A 15,712-nucleotide genomic window follows, 5' to 3' on the forward strand; every position below is an offset into this window, starting at 1 on the left:
CCGCTTCTGCGCCAGCGACCGCCGGTTCATGTGGTGGCGAGGCGAGGCCTGGTCCGGCAAGACGGCCCTGCTCGCGACGCTGGTGATGCATCCGCCGCCCGGGACCGAGATCGTGGGGTTCTTCGTCAACTCGCGGACGCCGGGGCAACACGACATCCAGGCGTTCTCCCGCTGGACGCTCGAACAGCTCTGGGCGCTACTCGGACGTCCGGGAAGCCCGCCGGTCGGCGAACAGGCCGACCCCATGATGCTTCCCCGGATCCTCAGCGAGGCGAACACACTCGTCACCGAGCACGGCCGCCGACTGGTCCTGGTAGTGGACGGTCTCGACGAGGACCTCGGTCCGGTCGTCGGCTGGCCGAGACAGCCGAGCATCGCGAGCCTGCTGACCGCCCTCGCCGAAGAAGGAACGGCGGTGATCTGCGCCAGCCGAAGCACCGTGGAGCTGCCTGCCGACGTCGTCGACCGCATGCACGGCTTCTGGCGGGCCGGGTCCGCCGAGCTGCGAGCGTCGCCGCACGTGCAGGAGCTGCAAGTCCAGGCCGAGGCCGAGATCAAACAGCTCGTGTCGATCGACGGCGCGCCCGAGCACGTGCGCCGGAGCCGCGATGTGGTCGGCTACATCGCGGCGGCCGGCGGGGGCCTGACCACGCACGACCTCGAATACCTGATGGAGAAGGAGCACGCCGTCGTCCGTACCGCACTGCACGGTCTAGCCGGGAGGGTCCTGACCTCGTCCGACCTGGACGGCAGGACTACCCACTTCTTCGCTCACGAACTCCTACGTGACAGCGCCCTCAGGAACTTCGGCCTGGTGCTCGATATGACGTACCGCAGCCGGATTCACACCTGGGCGGGCCTGCACGCCAGCAGCACCCCGCCATGGCCGGAGGAAACGCCGACCTACCTCCGCTTCGGCTATTCCGAACTGCTGATTTCCGATCAGGACCTGGACCGACTGACCCGGTTGGCGTCCGACCCGGCTCGCCAACGGCTCCTGCTGGGCACCCTCGGCGGCGACGCGACCAGCCGTGCCGAAGTGACCGCCGCTTTGGAGATGCACGCGGCGACGTGCGACCTGGCGTCGCCGACCGAACCCGACCTCGCGGCGCTGTTCCGCCTGACCCGACGACGCGACTTCCTCGACGGGCACACTGCCGAGTTGCCCGTGTCACTGCCGGGGGCGTGGGCGGCGCTCGGCGAGCGGACGCGGGGCGAGGCGCTGGCCGCCAGCTTCGTGGAGGGCCGGCGCCGTACCGAGGCGCAACGTGAACTCGAAGAAGGGCTTCGCCGGCCGTCACCGCGACCGCGGGCGTCGCAGGACCCGGTTCGCCAGGCGGTGGTCGATAGCGGGCTGCTGCCCCTGCGCGACCCACCACCGGGCGGGCGGTCCGCCGCCCTCCGAATCACCGCTCCGCGGCGCAGGTTGGGGGCGCTCGTCGCATTGAGCTTGGCGTCGGCGGAGCAGGGCCGTGTCGCCGAAGCCCTCGAGCTCGCGCGCTCGGCGGAGGACCTGATCACCTGGATCGCGAGCTACGAACTGGTCGACGCGCTGGTCGATGTCCTAGACGCCCTGACGGAGGCCGGCGAACGCGAACGGGCCGTGGCGCTGGCACGGCGCTGGACCGCTGGTGTCACGTACGCGGAGGAGATCGACCGCTTCCTGCCGGTACTCCTGCGCACCGAACCTGCGGAGGAGGTGCTCCGGCGCACGCACCGGGCCGAGGACTCCGAGTACCCCGCGGAGGACGGGGAGGATGGGGAGGAGGCGCGCCGATATCGGCGGCGGGCGTTGTGGGGCATCGTGCGGTGGGCCTTGTTCACCGGCCAGTTCGTCGCGGCCTGGGACGCCGCGGCGGAGATTTGGCGCGAGTTTTACACCAGGCGGGCCCTCGACGCCGTCGCTGACGCGGTCGTACGGGCCGGGCCGACGGTCGGCGACATCGAACGCCTCGTCGCCGGAGCGAGCACACCGGACTGGGAGCGGATCGCCGTCTCCCTCATCGCGGCGGGGCGGCTCGGCGACGCCGAAAGCACGATCCGGGATCGTCTCACGCGGTCCGAGATTCGTGCCCGGGCGCTGACCGGCCTCGCCGTCGCCGTGGGCGCCACCGACCCGGAGCGCGGCAAGCAGCTGCTGAACGAGGTACACGAGCTCTGCCGGCCTGGAAACCCTCTCACGGAAGTCACCGCGTGCCGGGTCCGAACCCTGATTGCCGTGGGAGACCGTCGCCGGGCTGAGGCCATCGCCACCGGGACCGCCGATCCGCGTCAGGCATCCGACCTGCTTGCCAAGGTGGCGGAGTCCTGGGCGGAGACGGGGAACCCGGAGGAAGCTGAACGGATCGCCCGTACAATCAGCCCACCGGAGGTACGGGCACGCACGTTCGCCACCATGGCCATCCGGTCGCCGGAGCACGCGAGCCGATGGCACACCGCCGCCTTCCACACGGCCGACGGACTCTCCACGCCGCTTCCGTTCGCCGTTCGGACGCAGCTCGCCCGGGCGGCGATCGCGGCCCGCGACTTCGACGCCGTCGTCGGCATGCTGCGTGCGGTCGAGAAGAGCGACGCATCCGACTTTACGCTCCTGCTCCAGCTCCTGGCAGAGCCGTTGGCGGCTGCCGGGGCCGAGCACGTCCTGCGGCCGTGGTTCGAATCCCAATGGTTCGTCGTACACGGCCCCGTCCAGTGCCTGGCGGCGGCGACCAAAGGCGCAGCGAGCCGAGGCGATCTCGCGGCGGCCGCCGCATACGCCACGAGAGCAGTCGAGGTCTGGAACGAGCAGCTCCTCACCGACGTCGTGGTCCGTGCGGAATTCGATCCGAACGACACCTTCCACTCGGTGCTGTTCGACCGCGACGGGGACCAGTGTGCCCTGGCCGAGGCACTGACAGCCGTGGGCGACTTGGCCGACGCGGAGGAACTCCTCGACGGCCGAATCAACCCGATCCACACGTACGCCGCCCTGACCGGCCTGGCCTGTGCCTACCTGGTAGCCGACGGGAGCGAACGGGCCATGACCGTCGTGGAGAAGGCCTATGCGCCGGAACGCCCGGCGATCCTGGCTGCGCTGGCCCGTCAGGCGGCCGCCCTCGACCGCGTCGGCCTGGCCCGGCGGATGGTCGGTCGGGCATTGCTGAGCGGCAAGGCGCTCGTCCTGCTTGAGGAGATCGCCAGGATCGCACCGGATGTGGCCCGCGACCTGAACGACGAACTCTGATCGACACGACGGCCGAGGAAAGCACGTCCGACATCCCGCGGGTTCCCGAGGACCAGACTCTCCACGGGCTCTGTCGTTCGGACGTACGCGAGGTCTTATTCTCGCCGGCCGGCGCTTCCCTCCAGGCCGCCTCCACAGCAGTCTCGCTGCGCAACGCCCCACCCGTCGTGGTCCCGTGCCTTGATGTCATTCGGCTCCGATCCGAACCGGATTTGATCAATGGTGGTGCTCACTTCGGCCCGGTCCGCCACGCCACCGGTCACGGCCGGTCGACGCGTGACACAAGCTGGGACAACACCAAGACACCGGCCGACTGCCCTTTCACAAGTTCTTGCGTAACACCTGCTGGGGCCAGGCGTCGACGGGAGTTTGAGCCCGTGATCCCCCGGCCTGTGGAATCAGCGGCGCGGGGCCGGCCGGTGCGGGTCGGTCGCGGGCTGGGCCGGTGCCGGTGAGTCGGTGCGCGGTGTGGTTCGCCGCGGCATTGCGCCGATCCGCGCAGAGGGAGTCGAAGCCGTACGCAGTGGTTCGGGGTCGGCGGGCAGGTGGGCGATGCGGCGGATGCGCCAGACCAGGACGTCGTCGCGGTTGCGGGCAGTGTCGAGTTCCCTCCAGGATGCAGCTTCTTCCAGGAGGGCTTTCGGGTCGTGGCCGGCCTTCTCGGCTTCGGAGAGGACGGCTGCCAGGGCGTCGGGGTCTGTAAAAAGAACTGGACAGACCCCCGGGCCGCTGATGGGCCGGTGTTGTCCGGGGGGGACCTGGCGGGAGCAACCCTTCGGTATCGCCAGCAACCCGGGTGGGGGGTGGGCCGGGGTGGTTGGGTTCAGGCTCGGGTGGGGTGGGTGAGGGTGTGCCAGGCGGTGTAGCCGCCGAGGAGGTCGGAGACGTCGGGGTGGCCGTGGTGGCGCAGCAGGCTGGCGGCGACGGAGGAGCGGCTGCCGCCGGCGCAGTGCAGGACGACGGGACAGTCGGTGGGCAGTTCGCGGTGGCGGGTGGGGAGTTCGGCGAGCGGGAGGTGGAGGGAGCCGGGGATGGCGCCGTTCTCGCGTTCGGCGGCGCCGCGGACGTCGACGACCAGCGGGGGCCGCGGCCCGGCGAGTTCCTCGCGCAGGGCGTGGACGGTGAGCCGGGCGCCCCGGCGCATCAGGTCGGGGTGGGTGAGGAAGAGGGCCTGCGGGTCGGCGAGGTGTCCGGCGACGCGGTCGAACCCGATCCGGGCGAGGCGGGTGACGAGTTCGGCGCCGCGGCCCTCCGGAGCGATGACCAGGATCTCCCGGTCGGGTGTCACCACGGTGCCGGACTGTTCGGCGAAGCGGCCGTCGGCGGGGATGTTGACGGCCCCGGCGAGGTGCCCGGCGGCGAACTCCACCGGGTCGCGACCGTCCACGACCAGGGCGCCCGCGGTGCGTCGGCGCAGGAACTCGGTGCCGGTCAGGGAACGGACGGCGGCCGGGTCGAAGAGTTCGCGCTCGCGGCGGTTGAGGGCGGCGTCGTGGCCGAAGTAGGCGGGCGCGGTGGACTGGCCGACGGTGACGATGCGGACGAAGGTGTCCTGGTCCATGGGCCGGCAGGCGTAGTTGGTGGCGCGTTCGCGGCCGATGGTGGACTGCCGGTCGGTGGAGAGGTTCTTGCCGCAGGCCGAGCCGGCGCCGTGGGCGGGGAAGACCAGGGTCTCGTCGGGCAGGGCCATCAGCTTGTGGTGGACGCTGTCGTAGAGCATCGCGCCGAGTTCGCCGGCGGTGACGCCGGTGGAGGCGAGCAGGTCGGGGCGGCCGACGTCGCCGATGAACAGCGCGTCGCCGGTGAGCACACCGTACGGGACGGTGTCGTCGGGCTGCTCGTAGACCAGGATGCTGATCGACTCGGGCGTGTGGCCGGGGGTCTCCAGGATCTGCAGGGTGACGTCGCCCAGTTCGATCCGCTCGCCTTCGGTGAGCTTGCGGATGGGGTACTCGGTCTCGGCGCGGTGGCCGTAGCCGATCCACGCGCCGGTGCGGTCGGCGAGTTCGAGGTGGCCGGCGAGGAAGTCGGCGTGGAAGTGGGTGTTGATGACGCCGACCACGGTCAGGCCGCGCGCCGTAGCGTCGGCGAGGTACTCGTCGACGTCACGGCGGGGGTCGACGATCACGGCCTGGCCGCTGGTCTCGTCGGCGATCAGGTAGGACGCCTGGGAGAGGCAGTCGAGGTAGAACTGGGCGAAGTACACGGGTAACCCTCCTGGGCGGCGTCGGGCGCCGGGACATGGTCGCGATACCCCCATCGGTATGCCATTCGGCACGCGGCCGCCATGGGCCGATACCGGCGGGGGTATCGCCGAACGATTCCGATAATACCCCCGGGGGTACTATGGTGGCGTCGAGGGGGACCGGCCGCCGCCACCGGAAACGGGTACGGGCGGGGCCGTGGAAGCGCCGACACCGCCGCCGCACCGGGCCGTCAGGCCCGTACGGGCGGCCGCGACACCCCCCGCTCCGCCCGGACCCACGTGCCGTCCGGCCCGCACCACTGGAGAGTCCCTTGCCCCAGCTGCCACCCACCCTCGGGCACCCCGCCCCCGGCGACGCCGCCCCCGACCCGGACACCCCCGGCCATCCCGCCCCCGAACGAAACACCCCCGGCCAGGCGACCCCCGCCCGAGCCCGGGAGCTCGCCCGCACCGGCTCCGCCGTCCTGCTCGACGTCCGGGAGGCCGACGAGTTCGCCGCCGGCCACGCCCCGGGCGCGCTGCACCAGCCGCTGATCGCCCTGGTCGCGGGCGCCCCGCTGCCGGCCGCGGTCGCCGGGCGGGCGGTGCTCGTGCTCTGCCGCTCCGGACACCGCTCCCAGCACGCGACGGAGCTGCTCGCGCAGCGCGGCGTCCGGGCGCTGAACGTGACCGGCGGCATGCGCGCCTGGGCGCGGGCCGGGCTCCCGGTCACCACGCCGAGCGGCGGCGCCGGGCGGGTGAAGTGACCGCGCTGCTGCTGGCGCTGGCCGCCGGCGCCGTGGTCGGGCTCGCGCTGGGCGGGCTCGGCGGGGGCGGCAGCATGCTGGCCGTGCCCGCCCTGGTCTACCTGCTGGGCTTCAGCCCGGCGCTGGCCAGCACGGCCGCCCTGGTGATCGTCGCCGCGACCTCGCTGACCGGGCTGCTCGCCCATGCCCGGGCGGGACGGGTCCGCTGGCGCACGGGCGCGCTGTTCGCCGCTGCCGGGCTGCCCGTGGCGGCCGCCGCCGGGGCGCTGTCCGCGCACCTGCCGGGCGCGCTGCTGACCGGTGCCTTCGCGGTGCTGGCGGCGCTCGCGGCCTGGCGGATGCTGAAGCCGGCCAAGGCGGATGTGCAGGAACGTTCCGCCGCAAGCCCCGGACGCTCCACGGCGGCGGGCGCCGGGCTCGGCGCCGTCACCGGACTGCTCGGCGTCGGCGGCGGCTTCCTCGCCGTCCCCGCCCTGGTGTCGGTGCTGGCCCTCACCATGGCCGAGGCGGTCGGCACCAGCCTGCTGGTCATCAGCGCCAACTCCCTCGCCGCCCTGCTGCCCCGCCTCGACGCGACCGGTGCCATCGACTGGGCCGTGGCCGCGCCCTTCACCGGAGCCGCGATCCTCGGCGCCTGGGACGGCAAGCGGCTCGCCGACAAGCTCAGCGGACGCACCCTGCAGAAGGCCTTCGCCGTCGCCCTGCTCGGCGTCGCGGCCCTGATGCTGATCACCTCGCTGGGCTGATCAGCTCGCTGGGCTGAGCACCGCACCGAGCCGGCCACCTCACCGAGACCGAGCCGACCACCAAGACCCCCTTCCCCCTTCCCCTTTCCGGCCGACCCCGGCCGCGACCACCCCCATCCCGAGAGGACCCCCATGACCACGCCGCTGACCGTCGAGCAGCTCAAGCCCCGCCTCGGGCAGCTCACCCTCATCGACGTCCGCTCCCCCGCCGAGTACGCGGCCGGCCACATCCCGGGCGCGCTGAACATCCCGCTCGACCAGCTGGACCGCGCCCTGCCCGCGCTGCACGGCGCCGCCGAGCGGCGCGAACTCGCCGTCGTCTGCGCCGCCGGGCCGCGCGCCGACCAGGCCTGCCGCCGGCTGGCCGACGCGGGCATCCCGACCCTGACCCTGTCCGGCGGCACCAACGCCTGGTCCGGCGCCGGCCAGGCGCTGAACACCGCGCCGGGCGCCCGTACGACCTGGACGATGGACCGTCAGATCAGGTTCGTGGCAGGCATGTTGGTCCTCGCCGGGCTGCTGGTCGCCCTCGCCCTGCCGGGCGCCCGCTGGGTCTCCGCCGCCGTCGGCGCCGGGCTGGCCTTCTCCGCGCTGACCAACACCTGCGCGATGGGCACGCTGCTCGCCAAGCTCCCGCACAACCGCCCGCGCCCCGGTGGCCCCAGCCTGGATGACACGCTCGCCACCCTCGGACGCTGAGCCCGGTCCGCGCATCACGCGGTGGCCCCTGCCCACCCCCGTCGGGCAGGGGCCGTCGTCGCGCCGCGCATCCAGTGCTGTTCAAGCCGTTGACGCGGCTTGTCTGAACATGTGAAATGTCACCCATCACATGCGACCTGCTCCGCATCGATTTGAACGTTCAAACGCTCCCCAGTCAACCCACCCGACCGGAAGAGGACCCGCCATGCCGCCCCGTGCCCGCACCCGTGCCTTACCGTCCGGTCTCCTGCTCCTGGCCGTCCTCGCCGCCCAATCCCTCGGCGGCGCACCCGCGTTCGCGGGCGACCAGGCGGGTGACCAGGCGGGCGGCCGGGCCCCGCTCGTCGACGGCGGCAGCTACGTCCTCGGCTCCGCCCTGGACGGCAGCTGCCTCGGTCCGCAGTTCGCGCAGTCCGCCCCCGGCGCGGTGCCGGTCGTCGGCGCCCACTGCCAACGGTTGCTCAGCCAGCGCTGGCAACTGCGCCGCACCGGCGGTGACTACCTGCTCGTCAACGCCGCGAGCGGCCGCTGCCTCACCCTCGACGGACCGACCCGCCCGCCCGCCACGGCCGACTGCGGCACCTCCCCCGACGCCGAGCGCTTCACCGTCTCCCGCGGACCGCAGGGCACGTACACCCTCGCCGCGCGCGGCACCGACTCCTGCCTCACCGCCCAGCAGTCCGCGAAACCAGCCGCCGAACAGGCCGCCGCACAGGCCGCCGAACAGGCCGCCGAACAAGCCGCCGAACAGGCCGCCGCACACGGCCACTGCGACGCCCGGCCGGCCCACCGCTGGACCCTCACCCGCACCGAGCCCCTCGCGCTCGCCAACCCGGGCTTCGAACAGGGCGCCGACGGCTGGACCCTCACCGAGCACACCGGCATCGCCACCAACTACCCGCACAGCGGCACCCGCCTCGCCTACCTCGACGCCGGCTCCGGCTTCACCGTCGCCCACCGGACGACCGCCGTCACCGCGGGCAGCTACGACCTGTCCGCCTGGATCGCGACCGGCGCCGCCGGCGGCACCCTGTCGGTCAGCGTCAACGGCGCCGTCGTGCGCTCGCTCACCCTCCCCGAGCAGTCCACCTACGCCAAGTACACGCTCCCCCGGATCCGGGTCGCCGCCGGCGACCGCATCGACCTCACCATCGGTTCCTCGCCCACCGGTTGGGTCAACGTGGACGACGCCGCCGTCGCCCCGTCCGCCCCCAACGACCCGGTCGTCAGCTCCTCCGACCCCGAGGTCGTCGCCCTGTTCGACTGGGCGAAGACCAAGGCCAACAGCTGGGTGCAGCAGGCGGGCGCCACCGGCGTCCTCGACATGGACGAGAACCACCCCGGCGGCACCGGCAGCATCACCTACGACGCCACGTACTGGGCCGGCTACCCCTTCCGCTCCGCCTTCTACAGCCGGGACTTCGCCCACCAGCTGGTCGGCGCGCACCTGCTGGGCCTGGACGCCGAGAACAAGACCATGCTGCGCGGCTTCGCCGCCTCCGCCACCGAGGTCAACGGGCTGTACCCGGTCTGGGCGCTCGACTTCGACGCCCGGACGTACGGCGCCATCGACTACCGGAGCCCGGACCGCTTCGTCCGCGAGCTGCCCGCGCCCTTCGAACTCGTCCAGAAGGCCGGCGAGGCCTACCGCTGGACCGGCGACCGCGACTACGCCGACGACGGGGCGCTCGGCACGTACGTCCGCAACGCCCTCGGCCCGTTCATCGCCCGCCACCCCGGCCCCGTCGACAACGGCGGCCTGCCGATCCCGCAGGCCACCAGCCGCAGCATCTTCGCGGGCACCGCCGGCTACGCCGAGAACGCCACCGGCACCTACGCCGAGGCCGGCGACGCGCTGGGCGCCCAGTACCAGGCCTACCTCGCCGCCGCCACGCTTGCCGACGCCCGGGGCGACGCCGCCTCGGCCGCCGGGTACCGCCGGGCCGCCGAGGCGCTGCGCACGTACGTCAACTCCACCTGGAGCGTGGACCCGAGGCAGCCCGGCGAGGTGGTGCACGGCTACGACACCACCGGCGCGCCGATCACCGGCTGGGGCTACGAGGCGAGCGTGCTGATGCCGGTCAAGCAGCTGCTCGACCCGGGGCCGCGCCGGGACGCCCTCCTCGCCGCCATCGACGCCGCCGACTCCGGCCCCGAGCGCTCGGCCAATCTGGAGGCCTACACCTACCTGCCGGACGCCTTCTTCGCCGCCCACGACGGCGCCACCGCCTGGAAGTGGATGCGGTACGTCTACGAGAACGTCGGCGAGCGGCACGTGAGCGGGCAGCTCCTCAACGGCGACTACCCCGAGGTCCCGTTCACCCTGCTCGCCCAGACCGTCCAGGGCCTGCTCGGCGTAGAACCGGACGCGGCCGCCGGCACGCTCGCCACCACCTCCCGCCTGCCCGCCTCGATGGGCTGGCTCCAGGTCGCCGCCATCCCGGTCGGCGACGGCACGGTGACCGTCCGCCACGACGGCGAGCGGGCCAGCACCGTCACCAACACCGGCACGAGGACGCTCACGTGGCAGGCCCGCTTCCCGGGGCAGCACGCGCACCTCACCGTCGACGGCACCGCACGGGACGCCCGCACCGAGGTCGTCGACGGCGTCACGTACACCTACGCCACCGTCACCCTCGCCCCCGGCCGGTCCGCGACCGCGGCCGTCACCGACTGACCCCCACACCGCACCACCCGCGGCCGGCCGGCCCCACCCGGCCGGCCGCGGCTCCCCCGAGCTTTCCGACGGATCGTCACCTTCCTTCCCCCACACCCCAGGAGAGCGCGCATGCGCCGAACCCCCCGCCGCCTGGCGGCCACCCTCCTCTCACTCGCCCTCGCCACCGCCGGCCTCACCGCCCTCGACCTCGGCGCCGCCCCCGGGGCCGCCGCGCTCGGCAACGGCAACGCCCTCACCCCGCCGATGGGGTGGAACTCCTGGAACTCCCTCGGCACCGAGGTCACCGAGGAGCAGGTCGTCCAGACCATCGACTTCATGGCCGCCAACGGCCTGGTCGCGGCCGGCTACGACACCGTCACCATCGACGACGGCTGGTCGCTGTGGCACCGCGACGGCCAGACCACCGACCTGGTCCGCAACGCCGACGGCGGTCTGCAGCTCTACGACGCCGCCGGGAACCCGGTCGGCGGCAGCGACGGCACCGGCAACGACCCCACCACCGGCCACCTGGTCCCCCGCCCCGACCACTTCCCCGCGCAGAGCGTCGACGGCCGTACCGTCAACGGGATCGAGTACCTCGCCCGGTACGCCCACGGCAAGGGCATGAAGTTCGGCCTCTACGCCACCGACACCTACCTCACCTGCCAGATGCACCCCGGCAGCCTCGGCCACGAGAGCACCGACGCGGCCGACTTCGTCGCCTGGGGCGTCGACTTCGTCAAGTACGACGACTGCCCGTACGGCCCGAAGATCCTCGGCCCGGACGGGCACGACTACGGCACCCAGGGCGAGGGCAAGGAGCTCACCCGCTCGATCTACACCCGGGTGCAGACCTTCCAGCGCGCCCTCGACGCCGCCTCCGCCGCGCAGGGCCGGCCCAAGGCCACCCTCAGCGTCTCCGCCCAGCCCGTCCACACCGGCGTCCCGTACCTGCTCGCCGCCGACGACCCGGCCCGCACCGACCCGGTCGTCCGGGCCGCCGGCACGGCCCCCTTCCAGGCCCCCGGCTACGCGCCCACCGGCATCTGGTGCGGCCAGGTCGCCCACCTGTGCCGGATCGGCGGCGACCGGGACAGCGAACTCGACGGGGTGCTCTGGAACGGGCAGTTGCAGACCGCGCTGCAGTACCCGGCCAACGTCCGCCCGGGCAGCTGGAACGACCTGGACATGATGTTCACCGGCTGGCAGGACGTCTACGGCCTCTACGGCACCACCGACACCTGCACCTGCCACAAGCCGTTCACCGACGACGAGTCCCGGACGGAGACCTCGATACTCGCGATGCTCGCAGCGCCGCTGATCTCCGGCGCCGACCTGCGCACCGCCGCGCAGTCCCGGCACAGCGCCGACGGCTACACCTGGTCCACCGGGATCAGCGCCGAGAGCCTCGCGATCCTGAAGAACCGTGAGGTGATCGCCGTCGACCAGGACGGCCTGGCCAAGCCCGCCACCCTGGTCGGCGCCAGGCCGGCCGACGGGCGGGCACCGGTCGTGCTCAAGCGGCAGCTGGCCGGCGGCGACACCGCCGTGCTGCTGGTCAACCAGGACCCGTCGGCCGCCCGGACGGTGAGCACCAGCCTCGCCGAACTCGGGCTCGGCGGCGCCGCCTACCGCGCCAAGGAGCTGTGGACCGGCGCGAGTTCGACCGTCACCGGTCCGCTCGGCACCACGCTGCCCCCGCACGGGGCGGCCCTGTACCGGCTCGCCGCGCCGGCCACCGGCGGGACGTCGGGCGTGGTCGACGACGGCCGGTACCACGCGCTGACCACCGGCGGCCTGGCGATGAGCGTCTCCGGCTCCTGTGCCTCGCCGCTCACCTCGATCGCGGACGTCGAGCCGCCGCGCGGCGGGGACCCGGCGCAGCAGTGGGTGTTCACCACCAACCCGGACGGCACGGTCCGGATCACCGACGGCTGCGACACCCCGACCCACCGGCACACCGTGCTGTCGGCCGGGGCCTCCGCCGGCAACAGCGCCTATCTGCTCGACCTGGCGCCCGGCAACCCCTGGCAGGAGTGGAAGGTGACGCAGGCCCCGGCCGGCGGCGCCCTCACCGTCACCAACGTCGCCACCGGGCTCGTCCTCGGCGTCGGCACCGCCGCCGCGGGCACGCCCGTCACCACCGACTTGCCCGCCGGGCGGAGTTGGACCGTCACCGGCTGAGCCACCGTGACCGGGCGCCGGACCACTCCCGGGCGCCGGACCGCCTGAGCCACCGCTACCGGGCGCCGGACCGCCGCACGACGCGGCCGGCCGGCGCCCGGACCAGTGCCGCCACACTCAGGCCGAAGATCAGCACACCCAGCGGAACGTGCACCGACGGCACGTGCGCGATGCCCAGCACGACCTGCGCCGAGGCCAGCACCAGGAAGCCGGTGGCGTGCAGGATCGGCCGCGCCGACCCTCCCCCCGGCCGCCACGCCAGGACCGCGGCGAGCACGTACAGCATCGACGCCCCGTACATCACCCGTGCCCCGACGCCGTGCACCACCTCGGCGGAGGAGGTGGTCAGCAGCAGGCCGGCCGTGACCGCCTGGAAGAACACGGCCGCGGTCTGCAGGGCGATCGCGGCCCGCAGGAAGGTGACGCCGCGCCGAGATACCGCCGTCGTCGCTGTGGCCATGATGCGCTCCCCTCGTCTGCCTCGCGGCAGTGATCGTCAATGTCTCGATCAACCGACGATGTGGGGGCGCCGAGTGTGAGGCGGGGCTTCCGGTGTCACACTCCGGTGCGCCGTCCTGTCGTAACGGCGAGAGCGGCCGGAGCCGCGCGGACGAGCGCCGTGCGGAGCGGCAGCGGACGAGACGAGCCAGGGAGCGGCCCCATCATGAACACCCCGTCCGAGCCGGGGCGGCACCGGTCCGAGCCCGGCCTGAGCGCGATCGTCGGCGAGCGGCGGCAGCTGATCAACCTCGCCTACCGGCTGCTGGGTTCACTGGCCGAGGCCGAGGACGCCGTGCAGGAGACGTACACCCGGTGGTACGCGATGCCGCCGGAGCGGCGGGAGGCCGTCACCTCGCCCGGTGCCTGGCTGACCACGGTGGCCACCCGCGTCTGCCTGGACCTGCTCGGCTCGGCGCGGGTGCGGCGCGAGCGCTACGTCGGGGAGTGGATACCCGAACCGCTGCCCGACCGCACCGAGTGGATCGGCGGGCCGGGCGGCGGTCACGAGGTGCCGACCGACCCGGCCGACTGGGTCACCCTGGACGAGTCGGTGAACATGGCCTTCCTCGTCGTCCTGGAGGCGATGACCCCGGCCGAGCGGGTGGCGTTCATCCTGCACGACGTCTTCCGGTACCCGTTCCCCGAGGTCGCCGAGATCGTCGGCCGCACCCCGGCGGCCTGCCGGCAGCTGGCGTCCTCGGCCCGTCGGCGGGTGCGCGCCGCGCAGGCGCCGACGGCCCCCAGGGCCGGACAGGCCGGTCTGGTACGGCACTTCAAGGAGGCCTGGGAGGCCAGGGACATCGCGGCCCTGGTCGGCCTGCTCGCCCCCGACGCCACGATGACCGCCGACGGCGGCGGCATGGTCGGCGCCGTCCTGCGGCCGGTCGTGGGCGCCGGACCGATCGCCCGGTACGTGATCCACATCGCCGACAAGGCCCCCGGGCTCACGCTCCTCGAACGGACCGTCAACGGCCGGCCCGGCCTGGTCGCCCGGCACGCCGGCGTCACCGCGACCGTCGCGGCCTTCGAGGTGGACGGCGGCCGGATCAGCCGGATCTGGGCGGTCCGCAACCCGGAGAAGCTGCGCCCCTGGACGGAGGACGGGCGGCGCGGCCGCTGAAGCCCTGCGCCTCCTCGACCGGCCCGGGTGCACGGAGCGCGGTGGCCCCGGCCGATGCCCCGGCCGGCGTCTCCGCCCCCGTCTCCGCCCCCGTCTCCGCCCCCGTCTCCGTTTCCGCTGCCGCCTCCGGCCACACCCCCGGCGACCAAGCGCAGCAGGACCCGCGGGCGCACCGAACCCGCGGGGTGCGCGCCGGTTGTCCGTCCCGGGTGGCAGGCTGGGGGGCATGTGCGGCCGCTTCGTCTCCACCACCACGCCCCAGGACCTCGTCTCGCTGCTCGGAGAGCTCCGCTGGGACCCGGCCGAGACCTTCGCGCCGAGCTGGAACGTCGCCCCCACCGACCCCGTCCCGGCCGTCCTGGAGCGCGTCGACCGGGACACCGGCGAGGTGCTGCGCCAACTGCGCCCGCTGCGCTGGGGCCTGGTCCCGTCCTGGTCCAAGGACGCGTCCGGCGGCGCCCGCATGATCAACGCCCGCTCGGAGACCGTCGACACCAAGCCCGCCTTCCGCAAGGCCTTCACCGCCCGCCGCTGCGTCGTCCCCGCCGACGGCTACTTCGAGTGGCGCGAGGTGCCCGCCACCGCCGACCGCAAGACGTACAAGCAGCCGTACTTCCTCAGCACCGGCGGCGTGATGCTGATGGCCGGCCTCTACGAGTTCTGGCGCGACCGCACGCGCGCCGACGACGACCCGCTCGCCTGGCTCGCCACCGCCACCGTGATCACCACCGACGCCACCGACAGCGCCGGCCGCATCCACGACCGGATGCCCCTCACCATCGCCCCCGACGACCTCCCCACCTGGCTCTCCCCCGCCCACACCGACCCGGCCGAGCTCCACCACCTGCTGCGCCGCCCCGCCGACGGCGACCTGCGCGTGCGCGCCGTCGCCCCCACCGTCAACAGCGTTCGCAACAACGGCCCCGAGCTGCTGGACACCGCCCCCGACCCGCTGGGCCTCGCGGACTGAGGCCCGCCCGGCGGCCGGCCACCGGCCCGGCGGCGGAAATCCGGGTGACCGGGGGGCGGGGAGGTTCCTACGATGCCCCCTCATGGACGTCAAGGAGCACCTGCTGAACGTGGTCGATGTCGAGGCGACCTGCTGGGAGGGACAGCCGCCGCCCGGGCAGGTGAGCGAGATCATCGAGATCGGGCTCACCGTCGTCGACCTGCGCGCCGGTACCCGTCTCGCCAAGCACCGGCTGCTGGTACGCCCGGCGCGGTCGCGGGTGAGCCCGTTCTGCACCGAGCTGACGGGGCTGACGCAGGCCGAGGTGGACGGGGGCCTGTCCTTCGCCGAGGCCTGTCGGGCGCTGGCCGTCCGGCACCGCACCGGCGCGCTGCCCTGGGCCAGCTGGGGGGACTACGACCGCAACCAGTTCACCCGCCAGTGCCGCCACACCGGCACGGAGTACCCGTTCGGGCAGCGCCACACCAATGCGAAGGCCGCCTTCACCGCCTCCTACGGCCTGCGCCGGCGCCCCGGCATGGCCCAGGCGCTGACGGTCGCCGGCCTCCCGCTGGAGGGGCGCCCCCACCGGGGCGACGACGACGCGTGGAACATCGCCGCGCTGGTCCTGGACCTGGCTGGACGCGGGGACTGGCCGAGCGCGGCGGCCGAGGAGCGG

11 protein-coding genes are annotated in these 15,712 nt (G+C 73.6%); 9 read left to right on the forward strand and 2 right to left on the reverse strand.

What is annotated here, in order from left to right; genetic code table 11:
* Positions 1 to 3,223: P-loop domain-containing protein (locus ABTY56_RS37850; protein WP_350634237.1), on the forward strand; the 3,223-nt coding region annotated here is incomplete at its 5' end.
* 823 nt (positions 3,224 to 4,046) lie between these two features.
* Here the strand turns inward: ABTY56_RS37850 and ABTY56_RS37855 are convergent.
* Complete coding sequence (locus ABTY56_RS37855; RefSeq protein ID WP_350634238.1) at positions 4,047 to 5,429, reverse strand: MBL fold metallo-hydrolase; 1,383 nt, start codon at positions 5,427 to 5,429, stop codon at positions 4,047 to 4,049.
* 311 nt (positions 5,430 to 5,740) lie between these two features.
* Here ABTY56_RS37855 and ABTY56_RS37860 point away from each other — a divergent pair, with 311 nt between their 5' ends.
* The 5 genes from ABTY56_RS37860 to ABTY56_RS37880 all read left to right on the forward strand — a co-directional run bounded on the left by ABTY56_RS37860 (position 5,741) and on the right by ABTY56_RS37880 (position 12,463).
* Positions 5,741 to 6,175 carry a rhodanese-like domain-containing protein gene (locus ABTY56_RS37860; protein WP_350634239.1) on the forward strand — a complete coding sequence of 145 codons (435 nt, stop codon included), beginning with the start codon at positions 5,741 to 5,743 and terminating at the stop codon, positions 6,173 to 6,175.
* Positions 6,172 to 6,921 carry a sulfite exporter TauE/SafE family protein gene (locus ABTY56_RS37865; RefSeq protein WP_350634240.1) on the forward strand — a complete coding sequence of 250 codons (750 nt, stop codon included), beginning with the start codon at positions 6,172 to 6,174 and terminating at the stop codon, positions 6,919 to 6,921. Before ABTY56_RS37860 ends, ABTY56_RS37865 begins: the two co-directional genes overlap by 4 nt.
* A gap of 132 nt (positions 6,922 to 7,053) precedes the next feature.
* The gene (locus ABTY56_RS37870; protein WP_350634241.1) at positions 7,054 to 7,620 is read left to right on the forward strand and encodes a rhodanese-like domain-containing protein; all 567 of its coding nucleotides are present in this window, start codon (positions 7,054 to 7,056) and stop codon (positions 7,618 to 7,620) included.
* A gap of 205 nt (positions 7,621 to 7,825) precedes the next feature.
* The gene (locus ABTY56_RS37875) at positions 7,826 to 10,297 is read left to right on the forward strand and encodes an RICIN domain-containing protein (RefSeq protein ID WP_350634242.1); all 2,472 of its coding nucleotides are present in this window, start codon (positions 7,826 to 7,828) and stop codon (positions 10,295 to 10,297) included.
* A 111-nt stretch (positions 10,298 to 10,408) separates the two neighbouring features.
* Positions 10,409 to 12,463, forward strand: coding sequence for an alpha-galactosidase (locus ABTY56_RS37880; protein ID WP_350634243.1), 2,055 nt, complete (start codon positions 10,409 to 10,411; stop codon positions 12,461 to 12,463).
* A 55-nt stretch (positions 12,464 to 12,518) separates the two neighbouring features.
* Here the strand turns inward: ABTY56_RS37880 and ABTY56_RS37885 are convergent, their stop codons facing one another.
* The gene (locus ABTY56_RS37885) at positions 12,519 to 12,923 is read right to left on the reverse strand and encodes a hypothetical protein (RefSeq protein ID WP_350634244.1); all 405 of its coding nucleotides are present in this window, start codon (positions 12,921 to 12,923) and stop codon (positions 12,519 to 12,521) included.
* A gap of 204 nt (positions 12,924 to 13,127) precedes the next feature.
* On the opposite strand from ABTY56_RS37885, the gene sigJ reads away from it, so the two are divergent.
* From sigJ to ABTY56_RS37900, 3 genes are all read left to right on the forward strand, one after another.
* Positions 13,128 to 14,084, forward strand: a complete 957-nt coding sequence (sigJ, locus tag ABTY56_RS37890; RefSeq protein WP_350634245.1) for an RNA polymerase sigma factor SigJ — start codon at positions 13,128 to 13,130, stop codon at positions 14,082 to 14,084.
* Between the two features lie 226 nt (positions 14,085 to 14,310).
* Positions 14,311 to 15,054 (forward strand): SOS response-associated peptidase, encoded by a 744-nt coding sequence (locus ABTY56_RS37895; protein WP_350634246.1) that lies wholly within the window; start codon positions 14,311 to 14,313, stop codon positions 15,052 to 15,054.
* An 82-nt stretch (positions 15,055 to 15,136) separates the two neighbouring features.
* Positions 15,137 to 15,712: 3'-5' exonuclease (locus ABTY56_RS37900; RefSeq protein WP_350634247.1), on the forward strand; the 576-nt coding region annotated here is incomplete at its 3' end.

The organism is Kitasatospora sp. NPDC097691 (assembly GCF_040302665.1).
Lineage (GTDB): Bacteria > Actinomycetota > Actinomycetes > Streptomycetales > Streptomycetaceae > Kitasatospora.

Excerpts from the sequence above, each read along its gene's own strand:
- ABTY56_RS37870 (WP_350634241.1), top strand. The coding sequence starts at position 7,054 with ATGACCACGCCGCTGACCGTCGAGCAGCTCAAGCCCCGCCTCGGGCAG.
- ABTY56_RS37875 (WP_350634242.1), top strand. The coding sequence starts at position 7,826 with ATGCCGCCCCGTGCCCGCACCCGTGCCTTACCGTCCGGTCTCCTGCTC.
- ABTY56_RS37880 (WP_350634243.1), top strand. The coding sequence starts at position 10,409 with ATGCGCCGAACCCCCCGCCGCCTGGCGGCCACCCTCCTCTCACTCGCC.
- ABTY56_RS37885 (WP_350634244.1), bottom strand. The coding sequence starts at position 12,923 with ATGGCCACAGCGACGACGGCGGTATCTCGGCGCGGCGTCACCTTCCTG.
- sigJ (WP_350634245.1), top strand. The coding sequence starts at position 13,128 with ATGAACACCCCGTCCGAGCCGGGGCGGCACCGGTCCGAGCCCGGCCTG.
- ABTY56_RS37895 (WP_350634246.1), top strand. The coding sequence starts at position 14,311 with ATGTGCGGCCGCTTCGTCTCCACCACCACGCCCCAGGACCTCGTCTCG.